Raw genomic sequence first — 26,467 nt, forward strand, 5'->3', positions numbered from 1 at the left:
GTCTCGGGAGATGAGTGCATACGTCTCCGCCTTCGACCTGTTCAGCGTGGGGATCGGCCCCTCCAGCTCGCACACGGTCGGCCCGATGCGGGCGGCCCTGGCCCTCGCCGAGCGGCTGCGCGACGCCGGCCTGCTCGACCGGGTGAGCCGCGTGGTCTGCACGCTCTACGGCTCACTCGGCTCCACGGGCATCGGCCACGGGACGCCGGACGCGATCGTCGCCGGGCTGTCCGGGCTGCACCCGGAGACCTGCGACCCCGAGGAGGTCCGCGGAGCGTGGCGGCGGCTCGACGAGGACGGCGCGATCGCGCTCGCGGGCGAGGCGCGCCTGCCGATGACGCGCGACGACATCGCCTTCGAGCCGCGCACCCGGCTCCCCGAGCACCCCAACGCCCTGACGTTCAGCGTCTGGCTCGGCGACGCGGCGCTGCCCGAGTGGGAGGAGACCTACTACTCGATCGGCGGCGGCTTCATCCGCCGGGCCGGCGAGCGCGCCGAGCTGGCCTCGCTCGCTCCGCACCCCTACCCCTTCGTCTCCGCGCTCGACCTGCTCGCGACCTGCGACCGGACCCGCTCGAGCATCGACGAGATCGCCGCCGCGAACGAGCGGGCGCTGCACCCCGGCCTCGACATCGACGCGCGGCTGGACGCGATCTGGGACGCGATGGCCGCCTGCGTCGAGCACGGCCTGGCGACCGAGGGCGTCCTGCCGGGAGGTCTCGGCGTGCAGCGCCGCGCCTCCGTCCTGCGCGGCCGGCTCGAGGCCTTCGAGGACGACCCGCTGGACCGCGCGCGGGCGACCTCGGTGGAGTGGCTGCACGCGTTCGCCCTCGCGGTCAACGAGGAGAACGCGGCGGGCGGGCGAGTCGTCACCGCGCCGACGAACGGGGCGGCGGGCATCATCCCGGCCGTCGCGCACCACTACCTCCGCTTCGTGCCCGGGGCGGACCGCGCGGGCATCCGGCGGTTCCTGCTCACTGCGACGGCGATCGGCTCGCTCTGCAAGACCAACGCGTCGATCTCGGGCGCGGAGGCCGGCTGTCAGGGCGAGGTCGGCTCGGCCTGCGCGATGGCGGCGGGCGCGCTGTGCGCGGTGCTCGGCGGGACCCCGCGGCAGGTGGAGAACGCGGCCGAGATCGCGATGGAGCACCACCTCGGGCTCACCTGCGACCCGGTCGGCGGACTGGTGCAGATCCCGTGCATCGAGCGCAACGCGATCGCGGCGTCGACCGCGGTCAGCGCGGCGCGGCTGGCGCTGCACGGCGACGGGACGCACCGGGTCTCGCTCGACACCGTGATCGAGACGATGCGGCAGACCGGCATCGACATGTCCTCGAAGTACAAGGAGACCAGCGAGGGCGGCCTCGCGGTCAACGTCATCGAGTGCTGAGCGCGGCGGTCGGTACCGCAGGAGGGACGGCCGCGCCGAGCCGACTGTGACGCCGGATGAACCACGATGACGCACCGGCCTGCAGAGCGTCGGGGGTCGCGCCTAGCGTGGTGCAGGTGAGCAGCCCTGCAGCCCCCTACCTCGCCCGGCCGATCGTCTCGACCCAGTGGCTGGCCGACCAGCTCGGCCGCGAGCACCTCGTCGTGGTCGACGCGAGCGTCCTGCTGGTGACCGGCTTCGACGGCAGGCCCGGCTACCTCGGCGGCGACGAGCAGTACCTCCTCGAGGGCCACGTGCCCGGCGCGGTCTTCGGCGACCTGCTCGCGCAGCTCTCGGATCCGGAGGCGGCCCTCCCCTTCACCCGGCTCGACCCCGAGCGCTTCGCCGCGGCGACGGCCGCCCTCGGCATCGACGACGACTCGGTGGTCGTCGTCTACGACTCCGCGGTGGGCCAGTGGGCGTCGCGCCTGTGGTGGCTCCTGCGCGCCGCCGGGCACGACGCGGTCGCAGTGCTCGACGGCGGACTCAGCGCCTGGCGGCGGGAGGAGCGCCCGATCGAGACCGGTCACGTCGAGCCGCGGACCGCCGCGGGCATCACCGTGCGTCCCGAGCGCCCGCTCTGGATCGACAAGGCCGGCGTCGAGCGCGTCGTCCGCGGCGAGGAGCCGGGCGCCCTGGTCTGCGCCGTGCCGCCGAGGGAGTTCACCGGCGAGCAGGGGCGCCGGCCGCGCCTCGGCCACCTCCCCGGCTCGGTCAGCGTCCCGGCCGTCCGGCTGGTCGACCGCGAGGACAACACGCTCCTCCCGCCGGAGCGGCTTCGGGCGCTCTTCGGCGAGACGCTCCAGGCCGAGCGGATCGTCCTCTACTGCGCGGGCGGGATCGCCGCGACGGCCGACGCGCTCGCGCTCGCCGTCCTCGGCGTCGACACCGCGGTCGTCTACGACGGCTCGCTCAACGAGTGGGCCGCCGACCCCGACGCCCCGCTCGTCGTCACGGCCGCGTGAGCAGCTCCTCCGGGAGCTCGGTCGTCGGCAGCGCGCAGACGAAGGCCTCGCAGGAGTAGGCCGTCGGCAGACCGTCGCGCGACGTCCGGCCCTCGAAGAGCTCGAAGCCGGCGCGGGCCCACTCAGCCGCCGCGTCGTCGCTCACCACCGCGAGCACGCCCAGCCCGGTCTCCCGGGCGCCGCGCTGCAGCGGTGCCCGTGCGCCGTCGTCCGGGACGACGACGACCATCTGCGTGACCGGCCGCGCGAGGCGCCCGGCGAGCGCGAGGACCCCGCCGAACCCCATCGGCTGCCCGAGTGCCCCCGGCCCGATGCCCGCGACCACGGCCTCCGCCGCCTCCCGGTAGCGCCGCTCCCCCGTCAGGAGGTACAGCACGTGGGCCGCGTCGGCCGCCGCCGAGAGGCCCGAGGGATAGGCGCCCTCGGACGGATCGGCCGCCAGCAGCAGCCCACGCGCGGTGAGCGCCGGGTCCCCACCGCCGGGCAGCGCGAACGGCGGCCAGGACGCGGCCGCGTCCAGCGCCCCGTCGATCAGCGTCCGGGCGACGACCGCGGAGCGGGGCGTCCCCTCGGCGAGCGCCAGCTGCAGCAGCCCGCCGGCGAGCATGCCGAGATCCTCCAGCGCCGGGCGCGCGGCGGAGACGGAGTCGCCGAGCGAGGCGCGGACGCCGACGCGCCCGTCGACGAGGTGCCGCTCCAGGAGGAGATCGGCGGCGGCACGCGCTGCAGCGATCCAGTCCTCCCGGCCCAGCACCCGCCCGGCTCGCGCGAGCGCTCCGATCGCCAGCCCGTTCCAGCCGGTGACGACCTTCTCGTCGAGCGCGGGCGGGGTCAGATCCGTGCGGTCCTCGGCGAGGTAGTAGCCGCCCTCCGAGCGCTGCCCGTCGATGACGCTCTCGGAGTCCTGCGCGCTGGCGAAGCCGCCGCTCGGCCGGCGCAGCGTCGCGAGCAGGAACGACGCGACGCCCTCCGCCACTTCGGCGAGCGCCTCCCGGTCGGTGCCCTCGCGCCCGAGCAGCACCGCCGCGACGTCGAGCAGCTGGGCGTTGTCGTAGAGCATCCGCTCGTAGTGCGGATCGCTCCAGTCCTGGCGGGTGGCGTAGCGGAAGAAGCCCCCGTCGCGATCCCGCAGCGGCGAACCCGCCAGCGTCAGCAGCGTCCGCTCCGCCAGCTCCGCGCCGTCGTCCCGCGACGCCAGGAACCCGAGCACCGGCGCCACCGGGAACTTCGGCGCCCCGCCGAAACCGCCGTGCACCCGGTCCTCCTCCGCAGCGAGCGCCCCGACGGCCGCCGCGAGCGCCGCGTCGTCCGGGAGCGCGTCTCCCGTCGGCACCACCGCGGTCGCCTCCCGCAGCGCGGTGCTGAGCGTCCCCGCCGTCGCCTGCACCTCGTCGCGCCGCAGCCGCCACGCCTCCGACACCGCGTCGAGCACGTCCGAGAACGCCGGCACCCCGCCGACGGCCCGCGGCGGGAAGTACGTCCCCGCGTAGAACGTCTCCCCGGCCGGAGTCGTGAACACCGTCAGCGGCCAGCCCAGATTCCGCGTGAACGCACTCGCCGCCGTCAGATAGGCGGTGTCGACGTCCGGATGCTCCTCGCGGTCCACCTTGACCGCCACGAACCCGTCGTTCAGCCGCGCCGCGAGCACCGGATCCGAGAACGACTCCCGCGCCATCACATGGCACCAGTGGCAGGTCGCGTACCCGATCGACACCAGCACCGGCACGTCCCGGCGCACCGCCTCGGCGAACGCCTCCTCCCCCCACGGCCACCAGTCCACCGGGTTGTCGGCGTGCGAGCGGAGGTACGGACTGACACTGGAGCGAAGTCGTTCGGCCATGCCCTCCACGCTAGACGCGCCGCCCGCCGCCGTCCGGGCCGTTGACAGCCGCCCCCCACTCTCGCCGCTCCCCCCGGTGGACCCCCGCTCCGCGGGGCCCCCATGCTGATCGAGTAGCCCGCTTCGCGGGCGTATCGAGATCCACCACCGTCAGAAGCCGAGCATGCAGACCCGCCCTGCTGACGCCGGTAGGTCTCGATACGCCCCTGCGGGGCTACTCGACCAGCATGATCTGCTGACTTCATGCTGCTCGAGCAGCCCGCGCAGCGGGCATATCGAGATCCACCACCGTCAGGAGATGAGTCCGCAGACCCGCCCTGCTGACGGCGGTGGGTCTCGATACGCCCCTCCGGGGCTACTCGACCAGCATGGCTGCGATACGCCCCTCCGGGGCTACTCGACCAGCATGTTTCATGGGCCTCTCCCTGCGATGGAGGCACCGGCCTCAGAGCTGACGACGTCGAGTCTCCTCCCGAAGGGATAGGCCCGCCCCTCGCCTCCGTCTCACCCCGGAGGGGTGGACGCGGTGCCTCGTCGCGGCTCCTGGCTCGGGTCTGGCGGGCGCGCCGCAGGCGCGCGGGAAGGAGCCGCGACGAGGCACCGCGTCCGCCCCACCCGCCAGCACCCCAAACGCCGAAGGACGCCTCAGCGCTCGAAGAACCAGCCGGTCGGCCGCTGCGGCCCCGGCGACCCGCCGCCGCTCGCCCGCCGGCCGAAGACCAGGTACGCGATGCTCCCCGCGAACGGGAGGATCACGATCAGTGCCACCCAGCCGACCTTCGCGACCTTCGACAGCCGCCCGTTCGCCAGCACGCCCCGGATCGCGAGGATCAGCAGGACGATGTTGAGGATCACGAGGAGGGACTGCGTGTTCACACTCGGCTCTCTGCTCGGCCCGCACGGCGCGGGTGGCCGCCCGCGGGATTCCGCCGGGAGACCTGGGCATCATGTCACGGCGCCGTAGGATGGAGGGCTCATGTCAGACGTCCTCAGCATCCGGTATCCTCCCGAACTCCCCGTCTCGGCGCGCAGGGACGACATCGCCGCCGCCATCCGCGACCACCAGGTCGTGATCGTCGCCGGCGCCACCGGCTCCGGCAAGACGACGCAGCTGCCCAAGATCTGCCTCGAGCTCGGCCGCGAGAGCATCGCGCACACCCAGCCCCGCCGCATCGCCGCCCGCACCATCGCCGAGCGCATCGCGGAGGAGCTCGACGACGAGGTCGGCGGGATCGTCGGCTACCAGGTCCGCTTCACCGACAAGGCGAGCGCGTCGACCCGGATCAAGCTGATGACCGACGGCATCCTGCTCAACGAGATGAACCACGACCGGATGCTCAGCCGGTACGACACGATCATCATCGACGAGGCGCACGAGCGCAGCCTCAACATCGACTTCCTGCTCGGCTATCTGCACCGGCTGCTGCCCCGCCGCCCGGATCTCAAGCTGATCATCACCTCCGCCACGATCGACCCGCAGAGCTTCGCCGAGCACTTCCGCGACGCCGCCGGCGAGCCCGCCCCGATCATCGAGGTCTCCGGCCGCACCTACCCCGTCGAGATCCGCTACCGCCCGCTCGTCGCCGAGGAGCCCGAGGAGGAGGACGACACCGACGTCCCCGACGCCACGAGCGGCAGCCGCGATCTGATGACCGGCATCGCCGACGCGCTGGCCGAGCTGGCGCGCGAGGACCAGGGCGACGTCCTCGTCTTCCTCTCCGGCGAGAACGAGATCCGCGACGCCGAGGACGCCATCCGCGGCCGGAACCTCCCCGGCACCGAGGTCCTCCCCCTCTACGGCCGGCTGTCGGCCGCCGATCAGCACCGCGTCTTCGAGCGCGGCCGCACGCCGGGCGTCCGCCGGCGCGTGGTGCTCGCGACCAACGTCGCCGAGACCAGCCTCACCGTGCCCGGCATCCGCTACGTGATCGACGGCGGCACCGCTCGCATCTCGCGCTACAGCGCCCGCTCGAAGGTGCAGCGCCTGCCGATCGAGGCGATCTCGCAGGCGTCGGCCAACCAGCGCTCCGGCCGCTCCGGCCGCACCAGCGCGGGCATCGCGATCCGCCTCTACTCGGAGGAGGACTTCGAGCGCCGCCCCGAGTTCACCGATCCGGAGATCCTGCGCACCGGCCTCGCCGCCGTCATCCTGCAGATGATCTCGCTCGGCCTCGGCGACATCGCCGGCTTCCCGTTCCTCACCCCGCCCGACTCCCGCGGCATCAAGGACGGCCTGGATCTCCTCACCGAGCTCGGCGCCCTCCGCTCCCCCGCCACCCCCGCCGACTCCCCCTCGCGAGATGCCACTTATGAGGGCGACACGCCGAAGAAACCCGTCACAAGTGGCATCTCGCGGGGAACGGGGGCCGACAAAGCGCCTCAGCTCACGAGGATCGGGCGGGATCTCGCGCGGCTGCCGATCGACCCGCGGTTCGGGCGGATGGTGATCGAGTCGCGCAAGCACGACGTCAGCCGCGAGGTGATGGCGATCGTCGCCGGGCTGACGATCCAGGACGTCCGGGAGCGCCCGCTCGAGCGCCGCGCGCAGGCCGACCAGCAGCACGCCCGCTTCGTCGACCCCACCAGCGACTTCCTGACCCTGCTCAACCTCTGGAACTACGTGGAGGAGAAGCAGGCCGAGCTCTCCTCCAGTGCCTTCCGCCGGCTCTGCAAGGCCGAGTACCTCAACTACCTCCGCGTGCGCGAGTGGCAGGACGTCTTCCGCCAGCTGCGCCAGCTGGCTCGGCCGCTGAAGCTCGAGCTCGCCGAGCCCAAGGTCGACCCCGACGGGATCCACCGGAGCCTCCTCGCGGGCCTGCTCTCGCACCTGGGCATCAAGGACACCACCTCGCAGCAGGCGCAGCGCGCGGCGAAGAACCGCGAGCGCCAGAGCGTCCAGTACGTCGGTGCCCGCAACGCGAAGTTCTCGATCTTCCCCGGCAGCGCGCTGGCGAAGAAGCAGCCCGACGCCCTGATGAGCGCCGAGCTGGTCGAGACCAGCAAGCTCTTCGCCCGCTCGAACGCCGCGATCGATCCGGCCTGGGCCGAGGCGATCGCCGGCGACCTGGTGAAGCGGCAGTTCAGCGAGCCGCACTGGGAGAAGGCGCAGGGCGCGGCCGTCGCCTACGAGAAGGTCACCCTCTACGGCGTGCCGATCATCGCCCGGCGCCGGGTGCAGTTCTCCCGGATCGACGCCGGCTACGCCCGCGAGCTGTTCATCCGCCATGCCCTCGTGGAGGGCGAGTGGGACGCGCGGCACGCCTTCGACCGCAAGAACCGCGCCCTGCGCGCCGAGCTCGAGCGGCTCGAGGAGCGCACCCGCCGCCGCGACCTGCTCGTCGACGACGAGGCCGTCTTCGACTTCTACGACCGCCGCGTCCCGCGCGACATCACCTCGGTGCGCTCCTTCGACTCCTGGTGGCGCACCGCGCAGCACGACGAGCCCGACCTGCTGACCATGACGCAGGAGACCCTCCTGCCCGAGGACGCGGAGCAGATCGACGAGACCGCGTTCCCGACCCAGTGGCGCCAGGCCGACCAGCGCTTCCGGCTCTCCTACCGGTTCGAGCCGGGCACCGAGGAGGACGGCGTCACCGTGCACGTGCCGCTCGCGCTGCTGCCGCGCGTCACGCCGCTCGGCTTCGACTGGCTGGTGCCGGGGCTCCGCGCCGAGCTCGTCACCGCGATGATCAAGGCGCTGCCCAAGCACCTGCGCCGGAACGTCGTCCCGGCGAACGACTGGGCGCGCAAGCTCACCGCCGCGCTCCCCCAGGACGTGCCGAACCCGCCGACGGAGTCGTTCGCCGCGACCCTCGCCGGGGCGATCCGCCGCGAGGCCGGCGTCGTGATCGACGCCTCCGACTTCGACCTCGAGCGCATCCCCGCGCACCTCCGGGTCACCTTCGCGATCGCCGACGAGCGCGGTCGCACCGTCGCCGCCGGCAAGGAGCTCGCGCCGCTGGCCGAGCGCCTGCGCGGCCGGGTCCGCGACGAGGTCGCCCGGGTGGTCGAGGCGCGCGTGCCCGACGCCCTCGAGCGCCGGGGGATCAAGACGTGGGACATGGCGGAGCTCCCCCGTGTCACCGACACCCGCCAGGGCGGCAACACGATCCGCGCCTACCCGGCACTGATCGACGACGGCGACTCCGTCTCGATCCGCCTGCTCGCGACCGCGGAGGACCAGGCGCGCGAGCACCCGCGCGGCGTCCGCCGCCTGCTGCTGCTCGCGACGCCCAGCCCGGTCGCCTACGTGCAGCAGTACCTGACCGCCAACGAGAAGCTCGTGCTCGCGCAGAGCCCGTACCAGAACACGACGGCGCTGTTCGGCGACTGCCTGCTCGCCTGCGTCGACGCGGTGCTCTGGCGGATGAAGCCGGACGGCATGCTCTTCCTCCGCGCCGAGTTCGACGCGGTCCGCGACCGGGTCTCGGGCAGCGTGATGGACACGATGTTCGAGACCGTGAAGACCGTCACCACGATCCTCACCACGGCGCGCGGCGTCGAGAAGGCGCTCAAGGCCTCGACGAGCATGGCGCTGCTCCCCGCGCTGACCGACGCCCGCGAGCAGCTGACCGGCCTCGTGCACCCCGGCTTCGTCTCCGCGACGGGACTCGAGCGGCTCCGGCACCTGCCGCGCTACCTCGGCGGCATCACCGAGCGCTTCGGCAAGATCGGCGAGAACGTCGGCCGCGACCGGGTCTGGCTGAACGAGGTGCAGGCGGCGCAGGAGCTCTACCGCTCCGCGGGCGGCACGATCCCGCTGCCGCCGCACGCTCCGGAGCGTCTCGTGCGCGCGCGCTGGTTGATCGAGGAGCTGCGGATCAGCTTCTTCGCGCAGAGCCTGGGCACCGTCGAGAGCGTGTCGCTGCAGCGGATCCGGAAGGTCCTCGCGGGCTGACCGGGGCCGCCGGCGGCCGGTTCGGCGGACGACGCCGGCGGGCCTCCGCGGGCCGCTAGTGTCATCCGGTGGGCAGCTACACCGAACTCCTGAGAACCCCCGGCGTGGGTCGCATCATCGCGGCCCAGCTCACCGCGCGCTTCCCGTTCGGGATGCTCTCGCTCGCCTTCCTGCTGCACGTGGAGCGCGTGCACGACTCCTACGCCGCGGCCGGCCTGGTGCTCGGCTCGATGTCGATCGGCCAGGCGATCGCCGGCCCGCTGACCAGCCGCCTGATGGGGCGGCTCGGAATGCGGCGGGTGCTCACCGCCACCCTCATCGTCTGCGCGGCCGCGATCATCGCGATGGCGCTGCTGCCGCTGGAGATCTGGCAGTTCGTCGTCATCGGCTTCGTCGCGGGCCTCAGCATGCCGCCCGTGCAGCCGGCGGTCCGGACGATCTACCCGAAGATGGTGCCCAGCTCGCAGCTGACCCCGCTCTTCTCCCTCGACGCCTCGGCGCAGGAGATCATCTGGGTGCTCGGCCCGGTGCTGACGACGTTCGTCTCGATCCAGATCTCGACCGTCGCGGGCATCCTCACCGCCGCGTTCTTCCTCGTCGGCGGCGGCATCTGGTTCATCGCCTCGCCCGAGGTCGGCCGGGTGCGCATCCCGCGCTCGCGTCGGAAGCTCGGCGCCGTGCTGACCAAGCCGCCGGTGCTTCTCGCGACCGTCGTCGGCTTCCTGCTGGTCGGCGCCTGCGCCGCGGTCGAGGCCGGCGTCGTGGCGGTCCTCGGCGAGGGCGGCGTGGAGTCGGGCGTCGTCCTGGCGGTCTTCGCGGCGGGCTCGCTCGTCGGCGGGCTCACCCTCGGCCACATCCCGATCAGCCGCTGGGCGACCGCGCGGCGGATGCTGATCGTCACCGTCGGCATGGGCCTCGCGGCGTTCTCGACCGATTTCTGGTGGCTCTCGATCACACTGTTCCTGGCCGGCGTCGGCATCGCGCCGGCCCTGGCCGCGCTCTTCACGATCACGGCCGCGAGCGTGAAGTTCTCGGACACGGCGGAGGCCTACGGCTGGGTCGGCACCGGGCAGCTGATCGGCGCGGCGCTCGGCTCGGCGATCGCGGGCGTGCAGATCGACCGATCCGGCCCGACGGCCGCGATCGTGGTCGCCGCGGTGTTCGCCTTCGTCGGCTTCGTCGTCCCGGCGCTCGGCCGCCGCTTCCACCCGGACCTCCGCGGCCGCGACGCGAGCCCGCTGCCGGACACCGAGCCGGTGGAGCTGCCGACCTGAGTCGGCGTCCTCTGACGCCCTTGCGCGGAGGCGTCTCCCACTCGGCTCGGACCCCGCTCCCTTGAGGCTCCCAGGCGCGCCCCCCTAGGGTGGGGCTCGCACGGGACGGAGGGGCTGCCGATGGCACTGCGCGACGACGCGGAGGAACTCGTCCGCCAGCATCAGCGCGAGGCGGAGGAGGCACACGTCCTCGACCCCTGGGCCGACCCCGAGACGCCCGAGTGGGCCGGGGAGCTGGCCGCGGCGCTCTGGCAGGGCTCGTTCCGCCCCAGCCCCGTCTACTACCGCGCGGAGGACCCCTCGCACGCCTGGCGCGGACCGCATCCGATCCGGGTGCACCACCTCGGCTTCGGCTGGCAGATCACGGCCCGGCGACTGCGGGCCGGCGCGATCGTGCCGAGCACCGTCGTCCTGCTCGAGACGGGCACGCTCTGGCTCGGTCTCGGGCCCGCTCGCCGACCGGGCCGCGGACTGCGCGCCCTCGGGGAGCAGGGCCTCGTCGACGGCCTCCAGCCCGGACACGACGACTACTTCGCCGTCCGCCGCTTCGTGCACACCAGCCAGGCCGCGCGCGACGACCGCCGCCTCCTCTTCGGCGTCGCCGGCCTCGCCGCCCTGATCGAGGACACCGTCCGCGTCGGCCCGCACGGCGAGCTGCACTGGCACCTCTGACCCCTCCCGCGAGATGCCACTTGTGACCGGCTTTCGCGGCGTGTCGTGCGCACAAGTGGCATCTCGCGGAGGGGGAAGAATGGGGGGATGAGCGTTCCCCTTCTCCCCCTCAACGACGGGCGGGCGATCCCGCAGATCGGGCTCGGCGTCTACAAGATCGGCGACGACGAGGCGGCCCACACGGTCGCCACGGCGCTCGAGGCCGGCTACCGGCACATCGACACGGCGACCCTCTACGGCAACGAGCGCGGCGTCGGCGAGGGGATCCGCGCCAGCGGCCTCCCCCGGGAGCAGGTCTTCGTCACCACCAAGGTCTGGAACGACGACCACGGCTTCGACGAGACGCTCGAGGCCTTCGACCGCAGCCTCGAGTTGCTCGGCACCGACTACGTCGACCTCTACCTCGTGCACTGGCCGATCCCCTCGCGCGACCGCTACGTCGACACCTACCGCGCGCTGGAGCGGATCCGCCAGGAGGGCCGGGCGCGCTCGATCGGCGTCTCGAACTTCGCGATCGAGCACCTCGAGCGGCTGCTCGGCGAGACCGAGGTCGTGCCCGCGATCAACCAGGTCGAGCTGCACCCGCGGCTCCCCCAGGACGAGCTGCGCGCCTTCGACACCGCGCACGGCATCGTGACGCAGGCCTGGTCGCCGCTGGCCCGCGGCCGTCTGCTCGACGAGCCGGTGCTCGCGTCGATCGCCGCGAAGCACGGCGTCTCGCCCGCGCAGGTCGTGCTGCGCTGGCACGTGCAGCTCGGAGTCGTCGTGATCCCGAAGTCGGTGACGCCCGCGCGGATCCGGGAGAACCTCGACGTGTTCGGCTTCGCCCTCGACGAAGAGGATCTGGCAGGAATCGGTGCACTGGCGTCCGGCGAGCGCACCGGCCGCGACCCGAGCCTCGACTGACGCGCCCTAGCCTGGCGGCATGACGACGCGAGCCCCGGAGACGAGAACCGCCCTCCTCCTGCACGGACTCGGCGGCGCGTCCGGCACCTGGTGGCGGGTCGCCGAGGCGCTGACCGGTGCCGGCTGGAGCGTGACGGCGCCGGATCTGCGCGGGCACGGTGCGGGCGCCCGCGGCGGGTCGTCCCGGCACGACGACTACGCCGGTGACGTGCTCGCCCTGCGCGCTCCGTCCGGCACCTGGGACCTCGTGGTCGGCCACTCCCTCGGCGGAGCGGTGGCGGTGCGGGCGGCGGCGCGCGACACCGGCTGGGCCGCCCGGCTGGTGCTGCTCGACCCGGTGCTGCAGCTGCCGGCCGAGTCGCGGGCGGAGGTCCGCGCGGAGGAGCTCGCCGCCCTCGCCGTCACCGCGGACGGGCTCGCCGCCGCCGAGCCGCGCTGGGACGAGCGCGACCGCGCGGAGAAGCTCCGCGCCGCGCACGCCGCCGATCCGGCCGCCGTCGCCGCGACCGTCGACGACAACGACCCCTGGGACCTGCTCGCCGACGTCCCGGCCCTGCGCACGCCCGCGCTCGTGCTCGCGGGCGACCCGCAGGTGTTCACGTTCTTCCCGCCGTCCCTCGCCGCACAGGTCCTCCGCGCGAACCCGCGCGTCCGCTATGCGGTGGTCGCCGGAGCCGGTCACAGCCCGCACCGCGACCGGCCCGCGGAGACGATCGCGATGCTCCGCGAGTGGGCCGAGAGCGACGCGACGGCCTGAGACGCCCTCCGGCCGCGGCCGGCGCTCCGTGTTTCCACCGGGTGACAAGTGCCGCGAAGGGGTGTCATTCGCGCGCGACCTGTGAATACGCTCGCAGAGGGCACCGCCGCTTCTCAGCACAGCGAGGGCGACGGAGGCCGTCGGTCCGACGGCCGCCGCCCTCGACGAAAGGGACCACCTGTGGCTACCACCACTGAAGACACCTCCGGCGCACGACGTCGGCGTCCACTCCTCGGCTCGGCCGCGATGATCGGCGCCGGCGCGCTGGTCGCCGGCTTCGCCTTCGCTCCCGCGGCGAACGCCGTCGAGCCCGTCGACTTCGCCGATGCGGTGACCGTCGACGGCATCATGAACCACCTCGAGGCCTTCCAGGCGATCGCGGACGCCAACGACGGCAACCGCGCGATCGGCACCGAGGGCTACGAGCAGAGCGGCCAGTACGTCGAGGCCGTGCTGAAGGCCGCCGGCTACACCACCGAGCGCCAGGACTTCACCACCACCACCCAGACGATCGACGAGTTCTCGCTGACCACGACCCCCGCGGTCGAGGGCATCCCGATGTCGTTCACCCCCTCCACCCCCGAGGGCGGCGTCACGGGCGAGCTGATCCAGCCGGTCGACCCGCTGGGCTGCGACGCCGACGCCTGGGCCGGACTCGACGCGACCGGCAAGGTCGCCCTGGTCAGCCGCGGCACCTGCAGCTTCTCGGAGAAGTCGGCCGCCGCCGGCGCCGCCGGGGCCTCCGCCGTGATCATCTACAACAACGCTCCCGGCGAGGCGCTCAACGGCACGCTCGGCGCGCCCGACGACAGCTACATCCCGTCGGTCGGCGTGACGCTCGAGGAGGGCCAGTCGCTGATCGCCGCGCTGCCCAGCACGGCGACGCTGGTCCTCGAGCAGACGACCACCGACACCGACACCTTCAACATCATCACCGAGACGCCCGGCGGCGACCACGACAACGTGGTCATGCTCGGCGCGCACCTCGACGGCGTGCCCGAGGGCCCCGGCATCAACGACAACGGCTCGGGATCGGCGACGCTCCTCGAGACCGCCGTCCAGCTCGCGGACGCGGGCGAGACCACCAACGCCGTGCGCTTCGCCTGGTGGGGCGCCGAGGAGGTCGGGCTCGTCGGCTCGTACACCTACGTCGACTCGCTCTCGGAGGAGGAGGCCGGCGACATCGCGACCTACCTGAACTTCGACATGGTCGCCTCGCCGAACTACGTCGTCTCGGTCTACGACGCGAACGAGTCCACCTACGAGGCCCCGGTCGAGGTGCCCGCGGGCTCCATCGCCACCGAGAAGGCGTTCACGGACTACTTCGACTCGATCGGCCAGCCCTGGATCGACACCGCGTTCGACGGCCGCAGCGACTACGACGGCTTCATCTCCGCCGGCATCCCGGCCTCCGGCCTGTTCACCGGAGCGGACGACATCAAGACCGAGGAGGAGGCCGCGCTCTTCGGCGGCACCGTCGGCATCGCGCACGACCCGAACTACCACTCGGCCGGCGACGACCTGGCGAACATCAACCAGGAGGCGCTCGGCATCACCTCGAAGGCGATCGCCTTCGTGACCGCCTCCTTCGCCGAGGACACCTCCGCGATCGACGCCGAGAAGGACCCGACCACGCCGGAGCCGGAGCCCACCACCCCGCCGTTCGTGCTCCCCACCAAGGAGCAGGTCCTCGGGCTGATCGCCGCCGGCCTCTCGCCGCGCGAGATCGCCGCCGAGCTCGGCATCACCGAGGCGATCGCGCGTCCCTACGTGCAGCAGATCATCGACCGCTACGGCATCACCGACCGGGCGAGCGCTGAGCGCCTGATCCGCGAGTACCTCGCCGACCGCGGCGTGCTCATCGGCGCGTAGCCACCGCACCACCCGAGGCGTCCCGCTCCGGTCGACGCGTTCCGCTCCGGCAGGACGCCTCGACGGGGGCGGGACGCCTCGCTCGTTCGCGGCGGGCCGCCGCCGACCCGGACCGCTCGCACTGAACGACGGATGTCGTTGATAGCCTCGCGAGCGATGGAGCCTTCCTGGATCGTCGTCGTGGCCGCGGGCGAGCGGACCGGCGAGCCCGCCGTCCGGCCGCGGCGCGTGTTCGCCGGCGTGATCGCCGTCGCCCTGCTCCTGATCCTCGGCATCAGCGCCCTCGACGTCCAGGCTGCGCGGACGCTCGCGGAGTCCGAGGCCGTCGCCGACGCCTCCGACACCGCCGATCTCCTCGCGGAGGTGATCGTCGAGCCGGCTCTCGCGGACGCCGTGCTCACCGGCGACCCGGCGGCGCTGGAGCTCGTCGACCGCGAGGTCCGGGCGCACGTGCTCGACGACTCCCTGGTGCGCGTGAAGCTCTGGGACCGCTCGGGCCGCATCCTCTACTCCGACGACCGGCGCCTGGAGGGGCGGACCTTCACCCTCGACGAGGACGATCTGGAGGCCTTCGCCGACGTCGCTGTGCACGCCGAGGTCTCCGACCTGCAGGCCCCGGAGAACGTGTACGAGCGCGACAGCGGACGCCTCCTCGAGGCCTACCGGACCGTGCGGACGCCGTCGGGGACTCCGCTCCTGTTCGAGAGCTACTTCCGCTACGACGAGGTCGTCGAGCGCAGCGGCGAGCTCTGGCGCAGCTTCGCCGTCATCTCGATCGCGAGCACGGTGCTGCTGGTGCTCGTGCTGCTGCCGGTGCTCGCGCGCCTGCTCGCGCTGATCGGGCGGTCGCGGCGGAGTCGCGAAGCACTGCTGCAGCGCGCCCTCGACGCCTCGGCGGACGAGCGCCGGCGGATCGCGGCGACCGTCCACGACGGTGCCGTGCAGGACCTCGTCGCCGCCTCCTTCGCCGTGCACGGGCGGGCGGAGCGGGCCGAGGCGGACGGCGATCCCGCCCTCGCCGCGGATCTCCGCGAGGTCGCCGCGACCGTCCGCACCGGCCTCGGCGGTCTGCGGTCGCTGCTCGTCGACATCTACCCGCCGAGCCTCGCCGACGCGGGGCTCGCCGCCGCTCTGGAGGATCTCGCCGTCACGACCCGCGCGCGCGGACTGGACGTGGTGGTCGAGGCGCCGCCGCGCACCGGCCTGACCGCGGACGACGAGCGGCTCCTCTACCGGGTCGCGCACGAGGCGCTGACGAACGCGGTCAAGCACTCCGGCGCGCGGAGCGTCCTCGTCCGGCTGCGGCGCGCAGGCGATCGCACGGGCCGCTCGGTCGCGCTCGACGTCGTCGACGACGGGTGCGGCTTCGACGCGGCGACGGCGCTCGCGCACCCGGAAGCGGGACACCTCGGGCTGAGCATCCTGCGCGATCTCGCCCGCGAGCGCGGCGCCGAGCTGCGCCTCCTGACGGCTCCAGGCCGGGGGACGCACTGGCGACTGGAGCCGGCGCCGTGATCCGCGTCCTGATCGTCGACGATCATCCGCTCGTCCGCGCGGGCCTCGCCGCGCTGATCTCGAGCGCGCCGGACCTGCTGCTCGTCGGGCAGGCGGGCAGCGGCGAGGAGGCGCTCGGATCGGCGGCGGAGTCCGCGCCCGACGTCGTCCTGATGGACCTGTCGATGCCGGGCATGGACGGCATCGAGGCGACCGCGCGGATGCTCGCCCTGCACCCGGCGATCCGCGTCGTGGTCCTGACCTCGTTCGACGACCGGGGCCGCGTCCTCGCCGCGCTGCGGGCGGGCGCCCAGGGATACCAGCTCAAGGACGCCGACCCCGCCGTGGTGCTCGACGCGGTCCGCTCGGCGGCGGCGGGGCACGCCCCGCTGGATCCGCGGGCGGCCCGGGCTCTGCTGCCGGGCGGCGCCGGTGCCGCCCTGCCCGCGCTCAGCACTCGCGAGGAGCAGGTGCTGCGGCTGATCGCCTCCGGCCGAGCGAACAAGGAGATCGCGCGAGAGCTCGGGATCGCGGAGCGGACGGTCAAGGTGCATGTCGGGCACGCCTTCACGCGCATCGGCGTGCGCGATCGCACGAGCGCCGCGCTGTGGGTGCGCGACCACCTGCCCGGGTACTAGTACCAAGGTCCGATTGCCGCGCGGCGCGGCGCGGGCGAGGGTTGCCTCCTACCCGCACCGGCCCAGCGCCGGTCGACAGGAAGGCCACGATGTCCCCCCTCAGCAGAACCGCCCGCACTGCGGCGATCGCCGCGATCGCGCTGCTCCTCACCGGCCTCGCGGCCTCGCCCGCGCAGGCCAAGACCTCGTCCGTCGGAGGCGACTACTCCGTCACCGTGAACGGCACCACCTACGACCCGGCCGCCGGCAAGGACGTGAAGCTCAAGGACGTCGCCGTCGCTGGGACCATCGCGGTGCGCGGCGTCAACAACCGCTTCGACCTCCGCGTGTCGACGCTGGGCGTCTACGACTACACGCTCACCGGCGCCCCCGACACGCAGCGGATGGTCACCTCGCCGACGGTGGTCTTCGCGTCCAAGGTGCCGACGCTCACCGCGGCGCAGCTCGCGGGCGCGCGGCTCGACTCGCTGGAGGTGAAGGACGACACCCTGGTGGTGATCCTCCGGACCGCGGCCGGCAAGCTCAAGGTGCAGGCGAAGGACGGCGCGCAGGGCGGCATCTTCCAGATGGAGCCCGAGTTCGCCGGGAACGTCGAGCTCGTGCACACACTCGGCCCCGGGCTGTTCTACTTCGTCAACAGCTTCACCGGCAAGATCAACTTCGGCAGCGGAGTCGACGCAGTGACCCCGGCCCAGAGCGCGACGGGCTACCACTCGATGCTGCTCGGCAAGGACAGCCCGCAGGTCGCCACGAAGACCTTCCAGAGCGGCACGGTCACGAAGTGGACCGTCGCCTCGGGTGGCCGCCTCGGCGGGGTGCTCGGCGAGGACGCCGTCGAGCTCTCGCAGGGAGCGACCAACTGCACGAGCCAGTGCCAGGCGCAGAACCGCATCAACGGCTCGCTGCCCGTTCCGCCGGACCCCGTGAACCCGACCCCGATCGGCTGAGCCGACCCGGACGCCCGAGGCGTCCCGTCCCCGTCGAGGAGTCCCGCTGCTGCTGGACGCCTCGACGGGAACGGGACGCCTCACGCGTTCCCTGCGTCCGCTTCCGAGCGGTCGGGCCCGCGTCAGGGGCGGCGGGCGCGGGCGAAGGCCTCCTCGACGTCCTCGTCCGGGTCGGCGAGGAGGCGGAGGGTCGCCAGGGCGTGGAAGCGGCGGGGGTCCTCCTCCGAGCGCGCGGCGGCCTCGAGGACGGGGCCCGCGGCGTCGCCGAGCATCAGCAGCGCGCGGGTGAGGGCGCGCTGGTCCGGGCGGTCGCGCTCGCCGAGGTGCTCCGCGAGCTGCCGGGCCAGCGCGGGCCGCTCGGAGTCCGGGGCGAGCCGGGCGGCGGTGCGCCAGGCCGCGTGCGCGACCGCGGCGTGCTCGTCGTGCAGCAGCGCGGGCGTGATCGCCGGGAACGCGCGCGGGTCGCCCACCTTCGACAGCGTGTGCAGCGCCTGGCTGCGGGCCTGCGGTGTCCCGGACGCGAGCTCGGGCAGCAGCAGGTCGACGGTGACCGCCGGATCGTGGCGGGTGAGCGCCCAGGTGAGCATCTCGCGCACGCCGAAGTCGGGCTCGACGGCGCAGCGGGCCACGAGCACCGGGGCGTACTCGCCGGCGGGCCGGGTGCCGGCGGTCATCGCCGCCTGCAGCCGGGACGACGCGTCGGGGGCTGTCAGGGCGGCGCGGAGCCTGTCGGCGGGCCGGTTCTCGTCAGTCATCGCCGTCCATTCGACACCCGCCGCCCGAAAGGATGTCGAGTGCCCCTCCCCCTCCGCGCCGCGAGATGCCACTTGTGACCCGATTCCACGGCGTGTCGCGTGCACAAGTGGCATCTCGCGGGAGGGGCGGGGCTTCCCGCCGCGGCGGCGCACGGTGTTCACTGGGGCCATGCGAGCCATCTGGAAGGGCGCGATCACCTTCGGCCTGGTCAACGTGCCGGTGAAGATCTACAGCGCCACCGAGGACCACGACGTCCCCCTGCACCAGGTGCACGACAAGGACGGCGGCCGGATCCGCTACCAGCGCAAGTGCGAGATCTGCGGCGAGGTCGTGACCTTCGACCACATCGACAAGGCCTACGACGACGGCGAGCGCACGGTCGTGCTCACCAAGGACGAGCTGAAGGCGCTGCCGGAGGAGCGCGACCGCGAGATCGACGTCGTGCAGTTCGTGCCGAGCGAGCAGGTCGACCCGATCATGTTCGACCGCGCCTACATCCTCGAGCCGGACTCCTCCTCCCCCAAGGCCTACGTGCTGCTGCGCCGCACCCTCGAGGAGACCGACCGCACCGCGATCGTCGAGTTCGCGCTCCGGCAGAAGACCCGGCTGGCGGCGCTGCGCGTGCGCGGCAAGCTGCTGATGCTGCAGACGCTGCTCTGGGCGGACGAGGTGCGCGAGGTCGAGTTCCCGTACCTCGAGGGCACCACCCGGATCGCCGCCCGCGAGCTGGAGATGTCCTCGCACCTGGTCGACTCCTACTCGGAGGACTTCGACGCGTCGAAGTTCCAGGACTCCTACCAGGCCGAGCTGCGCACCCTCATCGACGCGAAGATCGAGCAGGGCGACGCCCTCGACACCTCCGCGACCTTCGGCGAGAAGCCCGAGGAGGAGGGCGGCGGCGAGGTGCTCGACCTGATGGAGGCGCTGAAGCGCTCGGTCGAGCGCAGCCGCGGCGCGAAGGCGGGGGCGTCCGCGGACTCCGAGGAGAAGGCGCCGGCGAAGAAGCGCGTGACGAGGAAGAAGGCGGACGAGGACTCCTCCGCCGACGAGGACTCGGCGCCGAAGAAGACCGTCGCCAAGAAGCCGCCGGCGAAGAAGAGCGCCGCGAAGACCGACGACGACGAGAAGGCTGCTCCCAAGAAGATCGCTCCGAAGAAGAAGCCCGCCGCGAAGAAGGCGGCCTCGACGGCCGGAGCGGAGGAGGAGAAGGCGGCGTCCTGAGCCCGACCGGCCCGGAGGATCGGCTCAGGCGAGCTCGTCCACGTCGTCGAGGTCGACCGCGACCGAGCTGACCAGCGCGAGCAGCGCCTCCGCGTAGGCGTTCTCGGCGATCTCGTCCTCGAAGTCGCGCTGCTCGCCGGCGAGCTCGACCGTCACGGCGAAGCGCACCGGCCCGCCGTCCGCGACGCGACGCAGTGAGCGGAACGTGCCGCGGAGCAGCTCGCGCAGCTGGTCCTCGCGCGGCAGCCAGAGCGAGTCGTCGAGCGCCACGGAGTCGAGCGCCCACTCGGTCGTGCCGTTGAAGCCGAGCACGGTGCCGGTCTCGTACTCGTGCGGCTCGATGGTCATGTCGCTCACGGTGAAGACGTCGCCGTCGAACCCCTCGCGCTCGATGCGGAAGCGGTCGCCGGTGACCGGTGCCCAGCGCAGACCCGCGGTGCGCAGCGCCTTGGCCAGTTCGAAGGAGATCATCCCCCGATCATGGCGCGCGTTCCCGGACGGAGGCCGCGAAGACGGGACCGCGGCCCCGATGTCGGTGGGTGAGTTTACGTTCATGAAACGTCCGGTTCACAGGCCGGGCACCCGCACTGCATAGCGTGGCTCACTGTGCCCCTTTCAGGGGCGAGGGTCGCCGTCGACGTGCGGTGACGCACCACCGCTCCCCGGAGCGGCGATCGAGAGGACCACCATGCCCGACTCCCCCGCACTCCCCGCGCAGAGGCCCCGCGCCCGCGCACCCCGGAGAGGCCTCGCGCTCGCGGCCCTCGCCGGCCTGGCCCTCGTCGCCTCGCCGCTGGTCGCTGCCCCCGCCACCGCCGCTCCGAGCGGGGACGAGCTGGTCATCAGCGAGGTCTTCGCCCGCGGCGGCTCGGCCGGCGCGACCTACAGCAACCGCTTCGTCGAGCTCTTCAACCCGACCGGCGCCGACGTCGCGCTCACCGGCCTCTCGCTGCAGTACCGCTCGGCCACCGGCACGGCCAACCCGACGACGACCGTCGCGCTCACCGGCACCGTCCCCGCCGAGGGCCACTTCCTCATCGCCGGCGCGAGCAACGGCACCAACGGCGCGCCGCTCCCCGCCGCCGACCAGACCGCGAACGGCCTCAACATCGCGGCCGCGGGCGGCACGCTCTTCCTGGTCGAGGGCACCGCGACCCTCGTCGCCCCGCCGATCGGCACCGCCGAGCAGCCCGAGGCGGTCCTCGACCTCCTCGGCTACGGCACCTCGAACACCTTCGAGTCGGCGGCCGCCACCGCGCCGACGCTGACCGAGTCGATCGCGCGCGCCGACACCGCGACCGGTGACACCGACTCCAACGCCGCCGACTTCACCGTCGGCGCGATGACCCCCGAGGCCGCCGGCGGCAGCACCCCGGAGCCGACGCCCGCGCCGACCGGGACGCCGACCCCCACCGCGACCCCGACCGCCCCGCCGACGACGCCGCCGACGACGCCGCCCACCACCGCGCCGACCGTCTCGATCGCGGAGATCCAGGGCACCGGAGCCGCGTCCCCGCTCGTCGGGCAGACCGTCACCACCACCGGCGTCGTCACCGCGCGCTACGCGACCGGCGGCTACAGCGGCTTCGTGATCCAGACCGCCGGCACCGGCGCGCAGACCACCGGCCGCACCGCCTCCGACGCCGTCTTCGTCTACTCCTCCGCCTCGGTCGGCGCGGTCGCGATCGGCGACAACCTGCGCATCACCGGCGCCGTCAGCGAGTTCAACGGCCTCACCGAGCTCACCCCGACCTCGGCCGCGACCGTCGAGAAGCTCGGCACCCCGGCCGCCGCGCCGATCCCGGCCGCCGTCGGCCTCCCCCGCACCGTCGAGGAGCGCGAGACGCTCGAGAGCATGCTGATCGCCCCGCAGGGCGCGTTCACCGTGACCGACACCTTCGACCTCAACAGCTTCGGCTCCATCGGCCTCGCCGCCGGCGACTCGCCGCTGCTGACCCCGACCGAGGTCGCCCGTCCCGGAACGCCCGAGCTGGCCGCGGTCGTCGCCGACAACGCCGCGCGCGCGATCGTCCTCGACGACGGCGCCTCGATCAACTTCCTCGGCGCCGCCGCGAACAAGGCGATCCCGCTGCCCTACCTCACCCCGACCGAGCCGATCCGCGTGGGCGCCCCGGCGACCTTCACGACCCCGGTCGTGCTCGACTACCGCAACGGCGGCTGGTCCTTCCAGCCGACGACGCAGCTGACGGTCGAGAACGCCGCGACCGTCCAGCCGGCGACGTTCGCGAACACCCGCGAGGCGGCCCCCGAGGCCGTCGGCGGCGACCTCTCGATCGCGTCCTTCAACGTGCTCAACTACTTCTCCACCACCGGCGACTCGATCACCGGCTGCACCTTCTACACCGACCGCGACGGCGACCCCGTCACGGTGAACAGCGGCTGCGACGCCCGCGGCGCCGCGAACGCGGACGACCTCGAGCGCCAGCAGGCCAAGATCGTCACCGCGATCAACAGCCTCGGCGCCGGCGTCGTCTCGCTCGAGGAGATCGAGAACTCGGCCAAGTTCGGCAAGCCGCGCGACGAGGCCCTCGCCACGCTGACCGCCGCCCTCAACACCGCCGCCGGCTCGGAGCTGTGGGCGTACGTGCCCTCGCCCGCCGCCCTCCCCGCGCTCGCGGACGAGGACGTCATCCGCACCGCGTTCATCTACAAGAAGGCCGTCATCGAGCCGGTCGGCGAGTCCGTCATCCTGAACGACGGCGTCGCCTTCTCCAACGCCCGCAAGCCCCTCGCCCAGGAGTTCCGCCTGATCGGCGACAGCGCCAGCGAGTTCGTCGCGATCGTGAACCACTTCAAGTCGAAGGGCTCCGGCTCCGGAGTCGACGCCGACCAGGGTGACGGCCAGGGCGCCTCGAACGCCTCCCGCGTCAACCAGGCCACCGCGCTCGTCGCGTTCGCCGACCGCCTGAAGACCGAGAAGGCGACGGACCTCGTCTACCTGCTCGGCGACTTCAACGCCTACTCGCAGGAGGACCCGATCCAGGTCCTGCGCGACGCGGGCTACATCGACCAGGGCGCGAAGGACGGGAAGTACTCCTACTCCTTCGACGGCGCGGTCGGCTCGCTCGACCACGTCTTCGCCTCCCCGGCGGCCGACGCGACCGTGACCGGTGTCGACACCTGGAACATCAACAGCGGGGAGTCGGTGGCGCTGGAGTACAGCCGCTACGACTACAACGCGACGATCTTCTACGACACCTCGGCCTACCGCTCGAGCGACCACGACCCGGTCGTCGTCGGACTGGACCTGCCCGAGACCGCGCCGGCGACCGTGATCGACGTCGCGACCAGCGCGAAGACCACGCGCCTCGCCGTGCTCCGCACGCTGACGGTCACGGCCGTCAACAACGGCCCGGAGGCGGTCGCGATCGAGATCTCGACGCCCTTCGGCACGCGGACGAAGAGCTCGGTGAAGCCCGGCCAGTCGTTCACGACCTCGTACCTCACGGTGCTCCGCCCGATCAAGGCCGGCACCGCGACGATCGAGGTCACCGCGAAGGACGGCACGGAGCGGACGTACCGGCAGGCGTACAGCGCCCGCTAGAGCACCGCGCACGACCGACCGCCGGGGCGGGCCCGCTGAGAAGCGGGCCCGCCCTCGTCGCGCCACCCCTGACGTCGCGCGGGTCCGGCTCCTAGAGTGCGGAGCATGCCCGAGGGAGACAGCGTCCACCGTCTCGCCGCCCGCCTGAGGCGGGCGGCGGACGGCCGCACCGTGGCGGACGGCGAGCTGCGCTCGGGCGACGCGGCCGGCAGCTCGCTCGAGGGCCTGCGGATCCTCGAGCACGACACGCACGACACGCACGGCAAGCACCTGCTCACCCGCTTCTCCGGTGACCTGACCCTGCATACGCACCTGCGGATGCAGGGCTCCTGGACGGTCACCTCGCCCGGCCGCGCCGTCCCGCGGGCCGTCCAGAAGGACGTCCGCGTCCGGCTCCGACTCGACGACGGGGTCACCCTCTGGGGCATCGACCTCCCCGTCGTCGAGCTGCTGCCGACCCGCGACGAGGCACGCGCGGTCGGCCACCTCGGGCCGGATCCGCTCCGCGCCGACTGGAGCGCGGAGGAGGCCGTCGCCCGCCTCTCCCGCACACCGGAGCGGCCGGTCGTCGCCGCCCTGCTCGATCAGCGCCTGATGGCGGGCCTCGGCAACCTCTGGGCCAACGAGGTCTGCTTCCTCCGCGGACTCTTCCCCTGGCGGCCCGTCGGCACCGTCGACGTGCGCGCGCTGATCGCCACCGCCGCCCGGGGCCTGCGCGCGTCCGTGACGGTGCCCGGGATGTTCCAGACCACGACCGGCGACACCCGCCGCGGCGAGCGGCACTGGGTCGCGGGCCGCGCCGGCCGGCCGTGCCTGCGCTGCGGCACCACGGTCCTCGTCCGCGCCGAGGTCCGCGACGACCCGGAGCAGCGGCGCACCTGGTGGTGCCCGCACTGCCAGCCCGAGCTCCCCTGAGGCGGGCCGTGCCCTCGACCGCCCGCCTGCGTAGGCTGGGCGCAACGAGCGGAGGGGTGTCATGAGCGACAACGTCTGGGGGTCCCCGGACCCGTCGGCCCGGCGCGATCAGCCGTCGGCGACCGGGGTCGAGCGGGGCTCCGCAGCGCAGCCGCCCGCCGAGAACGCCGCCGAGAAGCCGGCGGAGGTCGAGCTCGCCCGTCCCGAGGACATCGAGCGGGCGCAGGCCGTCAAGGACCTCAAGCGCCGCCGCGACTTCGCCGGCTCGGTCGGCGGCTGGATGACCGTCTCCGCGATCAGCACCGGCGTCTGGTTCGCGACCGGCGCCGACGGCTACTTCTGGCCGATCTGGCCGATGCTCGGCATCGGCATCGGGGTGGCCAGCCAGGCCGCCGCCCTCTGGGGCCCGGCGAAGAAGGAGATCACCGAGGCCGACATCGCCGCCCAGATGCGCAAGCGCGAGGCCCGCGGCCGCTGACCCCGGTCGCCTTGGAAGAGACGCCCGCCTGCATGCTGGTCGAGTAGCCGCGCAGCGGCGTATCGAGACCCACCCTCCTCAGCAGGGCAGGTCTGCAGACTCCCGTTCTGACGCTGGTGGATCTCGATACGCCCGCTCCGCGGGCTGCTCGATCAGCATGCAGCGCACCGCCCGGAACGGCCCGTCATGCTGGTCGAGCAGCCGCACGCCCGCTTCATACTGGTCGAGCTGCCGCGCCGCCCCGCTTGCATGCTGGTCGAGTAGCCGCGCAGCGGCGTATCGAGACCCACCCGCCGACAGCACCCGCCCCGCCCGGCACCCCCCTCCCAGGAGTCCCGTCGACCCCGGCTGCTAGGGTGCGTGTCGAGCGTGCCGACGTCCCGACGGCTGCGCTCACGGCACAGCGTGGCGCGCCGGACCCGAGGCGTGCCGCCTCCGGCACCGCCCACTGACGGTTTGGACACCCTTGGCCGACTCCTCCTCGCCCTCCTCCGCGAAGCCTCCCTTCGACGCGTCGCAGTTCCACGAGCTCCCGCCGAAGCGGCCCTCCCGTCGAGCCGTCGTGCTCGGCGCGGTCGGCGCCGGCCTCGGCCTCGTCGCCCTCGGCGGCGGCGGCTACGCCGCCTATCGCGCCCTGCAGCCCGACCAGCCCGGCGTCTCCGGCGAGCCGGGCACCCCGGCCGCCGAGCTCGACCTGCTGGCCGGCGTCCCGACTCCGACGCCCTCCTTCGGCCCGAACGGCACCCACTGGCCCTCGCGGACCCCGTGGTTCACCGGTGACGTCGACCTCGAGGTCGAGGTGGAGTGCTCCTGGTCGGCGATCAGCGAGGCCATCACCACGGCGCTCGACACCGCGGGCCCCGCCGACACCGTCCGCATCCTCGTCGCGCCGGGCGAGCTGCCCGGCGGCGGCGCCGGCTCGAGCTCGTCCCCGATGATGCAGGACATCGGCACGCTCGATCGCGACACCCGCGTCCTCGTCTACCCGCGCGACGGCTGGGGCACGGTCACCACCGCCAACTCCTGGCGCCTGCTCCGCGTCTACAACGTCGCGCTCGTCGGCATCGTCACCAACGGCGCCTTCCTCGCCTCCGGCTGCAGCAGCTCGGCCTTCGCGCGGATCACCACCAACGCCTACAACGTCTACGGCGTCGACGGCACCGACTTCACCGAGAACGTCGAGCTCGTCGAGGTGGTCGTCCCGGACGCCCAGCTCCGCGACGAGGACGTCTCGAGCATGCGCACCCCCACCGACGGCGCGGGCGGCCTCCGCCACATCTTCCGCATCGGCTGCTACACCGCCCCCGCGTACAAGGAGAAGGGCTCCGGCGCGCACACCGACACCGTGCAGTTCTCCGGCCAGGGCGGCAACTACTACGGCGACATCACGAGCATCGACTGCATCGACTTCGCCTCGACGAACACCGCGTTCCAGATCGGCTCGGCCGAGAACGTGCGCTACCAGCACTGCCTGGTCGTGGGAGCGGACGTCGTGAAGCGGGTCTTCCCGGTGCCGGACGAGGCCGACCAGGACGGCAGCTTCGGCGCCTCCAACGGCCCCGGCGTCGAGTTCGGCTGCTCGGCGCTCGACAGCACCTTCATCGGGCCGATGGGCGCCGCGACCTGGGCGTCGGTGACGAACTCGACCGCCGGCTACGAGACCAGCGGCGCGGCACCGAAGGAGGGCGAGTGGATCATCGACGAGTCGATCCTCGAGTGGAGCGCCGACGACGTGCACGAGCGCAGCCCGCAGGTGACGAGCGAGTACCTGGCCCAGATCTGGGCCTGACCGGCTGAGCACCCGGCCGGCTGAGCACCGACCGTCCGACCACCTGATCGCC

The 26,467-nt window shown here is 73.2% G+C and carries 20 protein-coding genes; 16 read left to right on the top strand and 4 right to left on the bottom strand.

Going from position 1 to position 26,467, the window contains the following annotated elements:
• Positions 1-10 precede the first annotated feature (10 nt).
• Both MT351_RS11515 and MT351_RS11520 read left to right on the top strand, forming a co-directional pair.
• The gene (locus MT351_RS11515) at positions 11-1,390 is read left to right on the top strand and encodes an L-serine ammonia-lyase (protein ID WP_243582242.1); all 1,380 of its coding nucleotides are present in this window, start codon (positions 11-13) and stop codon (positions 1,388-1,390) included.
• A gap of 116 nt (positions 1,391-1,506) precedes the next feature.
• The gene (locus MT351_RS11520; protein ID WP_243582243.1) at positions 1,507-2,394 is read left to right on the top strand and encodes a rhodanese-like domain-containing protein; all 888 of its coding nucleotides are present in this window, start codon (positions 1,507-1,509) and stop codon (positions 2,392-2,394) included.
• Here the strand turns inward: MT351_RS11520 and MT351_RS11525 are convergent.
• Positions 2,381-4,234: a thioredoxin domain-containing protein gene (locus MT351_RS11525; protein ID WP_243582244.1), complete on the bottom strand. Its 1,854-nt coding sequence runs from the start codon at positions 4,232-4,234 to the stop codon at positions 2,381-2,383. The genes MT351_RS11520 and MT351_RS11525 overlap by 14 nt on opposite strands.
• Before the next feature lie 645 nt (positions 4,235-4,879).
• Positions 4,880-5,110, bottom strand: a complete 231-nt coding sequence (locus tag MT351_RS11530) for a PLD nuclease N-terminal domain-containing protein (RefSeq protein WP_123737600.1) — start codon at positions 5,108-5,110, stop codon at positions 4,880-4,882.
• A gap of 100 nt (positions 5,111-5,210) precedes the next feature.
• Here MT351_RS11530 and hrpA point away from each other — a divergent pair, with 100 nt between their 5' ends.
• The 9 genes from hrpA (at position 5,211) to MT351_RS11575 (ending at position 17,691) form a co-directional block, all read left to right on the top strand.
• Positions 5,211-9,131: an ATP-dependent RNA helicase HrpA gene (gene hrpA / locus MT351_RS11535; RefSeq protein ID WP_243582245.1), complete on the top strand. Its 3,921-nt coding sequence runs from the start codon at positions 5,211-5,213 to the stop codon at positions 9,129-9,131.
• A gap of 68 nt (positions 9,132-9,199) precedes the next feature.
• Positions 9,200-10,405 carry an MFS transporter gene (locus MT351_RS11540; protein ID WP_243582246.1) on the top strand — a complete coding sequence of 402 codons (1,206 nt, stop codon included), beginning with the start codon at positions 9,200-9,202 and terminating at the stop codon, positions 10,403-10,405.
• A 120-nt stretch (positions 10,406-10,525) separates the two neighbouring features.
• Positions 10,526-11,077 carry a hypothetical protein gene (locus MT351_RS11545; protein ID WP_123447651.1) on the top strand — a complete coding sequence of 184 codons (552 nt, stop codon included), beginning with the start codon at positions 10,526-10,528 and terminating at the stop codon, positions 11,075-11,077.
• 87 nt (positions 11,078-11,164) lie between these two features.
• Positions 11,165-11,983 carry an aldo/keto reductase gene (locus MT351_RS11550; protein ID WP_132437703.1) on the top strand — a complete coding sequence of 273 codons (819 nt, stop codon included), beginning with the start codon at positions 11,165-11,167 and terminating at the stop codon, positions 11,981-11,983.
• Between the two features lie 19 nt (positions 11,984-12,002).
• The gene (locus tag MT351_RS11555) at positions 12,003-12,740 is read left to right on the top strand and encodes an alpha/beta fold hydrolase (RefSeq protein ID WP_132437702.1); all 738 of its coding nucleotides are present in this window, start codon (positions 12,003-12,005) and stop codon (positions 12,738-12,740) included.
• Positions 12,741-12,920: 180 nt separating this feature from the next.
• Entirely contained in the window at positions 12,921-14,612 is a 1,692-nt protein-coding gene (locus tag MT351_RS11560; protein ID WP_243582247.1) for a M28 family peptidase, read from the top strand.
• 156 nt (positions 14,613-14,768) lie between these two features.
• Positions 14,769-16,127 (top strand): ATP-binding protein, encoded by a 1,359-nt coding sequence (locus tag MT351_RS11565; RefSeq protein ID WP_123705167.1) that lies wholly within the window; start codon positions 14,769-14,771, stop codon positions 16,125-16,127.
• Positions 16,124-16,744, top strand: a complete 621-nt coding sequence (locus MT351_RS11570) for a response regulator transcription factor (protein WP_123737594.1) — start codon at positions 16,124-16,126, stop codon at positions 16,742-16,744. Before MT351_RS11565 ends, MT351_RS11570 begins: the two co-directional genes overlap by 4 nt.
• A gap of 89 nt (positions 16,745-16,833) precedes the next feature.
• Positions 16,834-17,691 carry a hypothetical protein gene (locus MT351_RS11575; RefSeq protein ID WP_207901805.1) on the top strand — a complete coding sequence of 286 codons (858 nt, stop codon included), beginning with the start codon at positions 16,834-16,836 and terminating at the stop codon, positions 17,689-17,691.
• 122 nt (positions 17,692-17,813) lie between these two features.
• Here the strand turns inward: MT351_RS11575 and MT351_RS11580 are convergent, their stop codons facing one another.
• The gene (locus tag MT351_RS11580; protein WP_132437701.1) at positions 17,814-18,446 is read right to left on the bottom strand and encodes a HEAT repeat domain-containing protein; all 633 of its coding nucleotides are present in this window, start codon (positions 18,444-18,446) and stop codon (positions 17,814-17,816) included.
• 169 nt (positions 18,447-18,615) lie between these two features.
• Between MT351_RS11580 and MT351_RS11585 the strand changes: the two genes are divergently transcribed.
• Positions 18,616-19,668: a Ku protein gene (locus MT351_RS11585; protein ID WP_243582248.1), complete on the top strand. Its 1,053-nt coding sequence runs from the start codon at positions 18,616-18,618 to the stop codon at positions 19,666-19,668.
• Between the two features lie 24 nt (positions 19,669-19,692).
• Here MT351_RS11585 and MT351_RS11590 read toward each other — a convergent pair whose 3' ends face one another.
• The gene (locus MT351_RS11590; RefSeq protein WP_132437699.1) at positions 19,693-20,139 is read right to left on the bottom strand and encodes a hypothetical protein; all 447 of its coding nucleotides are present in this window, start codon (positions 20,137-20,139) and stop codon (positions 19,693-19,695) included.
• 217 nt (positions 20,140-20,356) lie between these two features.
• Between MT351_RS11590 and MT351_RS11595 the strand changes: the two genes are divergently transcribed.
• From MT351_RS11595 to MT351_RS11610, 4 genes are all read left to right on the top strand, one after another.
• Complete coding sequence (locus MT351_RS11595; RefSeq protein ID WP_132437698.1) at positions 20,357-23,233, top strand: ExeM/NucH family extracellular endonuclease; 2,877 nt, start codon at positions 20,357-20,359, stop codon at positions 23,231-23,233.
• A 105-nt stretch (positions 23,234-23,338) separates the two neighbouring features.
• A complete protein-coding gene (locus tag MT351_RS11600; RefSeq protein WP_243582249.1) occupies positions 23,339-24,148 on the top strand; it encodes a DNA-formamidopyrimidine glycosylase family protein in 810 nt (269 codons plus the stop codon).
• A gap of 61 nt (positions 24,149-24,209) precedes the next feature.
• Entirely contained in the window at positions 24,210-24,626 is a 417-nt protein-coding gene (locus MT351_RS11605) for a 2TM domain-containing protein (RefSeq protein WP_132437696.1), read from the top strand.
• 466 nt (positions 24,627-25,092) lie between these two features.
• Positions 25,093-26,415 (top strand): hypothetical protein, encoded by a 1,323-nt coding sequence (locus MT351_RS11610; protein ID WP_165909151.1) that lies wholly within the window; start codon positions 25,093-25,095, stop codon positions 26,413-26,415.
• The last annotated feature ends 52 nt before the right edge of the window (positions 26,416-26,467 follow it).

Source organism: Rathayibacter sp. VKM Ac-2926 (genome assembly GCF_022815565.1).
GTDB classification, from domain to species: domain Bacteria; phylum Actinomycetota; class Actinomycetes; order Actinomycetales; family Microbacteriaceae; genus Rathayibacter; species Rathayibacter festucae.

Bases quoted from the DNA above. Each gene is read 5' to 3' on its own strand.
- MT351_RS11515 (WP_243582242.1), top strand. From the start codon at position 11: ATGAGTGCATACGTCTCCGCCTTCGACCTGTTCAGCGTGGGGATCGGC.
- MT351_RS11525 (WP_243582244.1), bottom strand. From the start codon at position 4,234: ATGGCCGAACGACTTCGCTCCAGTGTCAGTCCGTACCTCCGCTCGCAC.
- hrpA (WP_243582245.1), top strand. From the start codon at position 5,211: ATGTCAGACGTCCTCAGCATCCGGTATCCTCCCGAACTCCCCGTCTCG.
- MT351_RS11545 (WP_123447651.1), top strand. From the start codon at position 10,526: ATGGCACTGCGCGACGACGCGGAGGAACTCGTCCGCCAGCATCAGCGC.
- MT351_RS11550 (WP_132437703.1), top strand. From the start codon at position 11,165: ATGAGCGTTCCCCTTCTCCCCCTCAACGACGGGCGGGCGATCCCGCAG.
- MT351_RS11555 (WP_132437702.1), top strand. From the start codon at position 12,003: ATGACGACGCGAGCCCCGGAGACGAGAACCGCCCTCCTCCTGCACGGA.
- MT351_RS11565 (WP_123705167.1), top strand. From the start codon at position 14,769: ATGGAGCCTTCCTGGATCGTCGTCGTGGCCGCGGGCGAGCGGACCGGC.
- MT351_RS11575 (WP_207901805.1), top strand. From the start codon at position 16,834: ATGTCCCCCCTCAGCAGAACCGCCCGCACTGCGGCGATCGCCGCGATC.
- MT351_RS11580 (WP_132437701.1), bottom strand. From the start codon at position 18,446: ATGACTGACGAGAACCGGCCCGCCGACAGGCTCCGCGCCGCCCTGACA.
- MT351_RS11585 (WP_243582248.1), top strand. From the start codon at position 18,616: ATGCGAGCCATCTGGAAGGGCGCGATCACCTTCGGCCTGGTCAACGTG.
- MT351_RS11590 (WP_132437699.1), bottom strand. From the start codon at position 20,139: ATGATCTCCTTCGAACTGGCCAAGGCGCTGCGCACCGCGGGTCTGCGC.
- MT351_RS11595 (WP_132437698.1), top strand. From the start codon at position 20,357: ATGCCCGACTCCCCCGCACTCCCCGCGCAGAGGCCCCGCGCCCGCGCA.
- MT351_RS11600 (WP_243582249.1), top strand. From the start codon at position 23,339: ATGCCCGAGGGAGACAGCGTCCACCGTCTCGCCGCCCGCCTGAGGCGG.
- MT351_RS11605 (WP_132437696.1), top strand. From the start codon at position 24,210: ATGAGCGACAACGTCTGGGGGTCCCCGGACCCGTCGGCCCGGCGCGAT.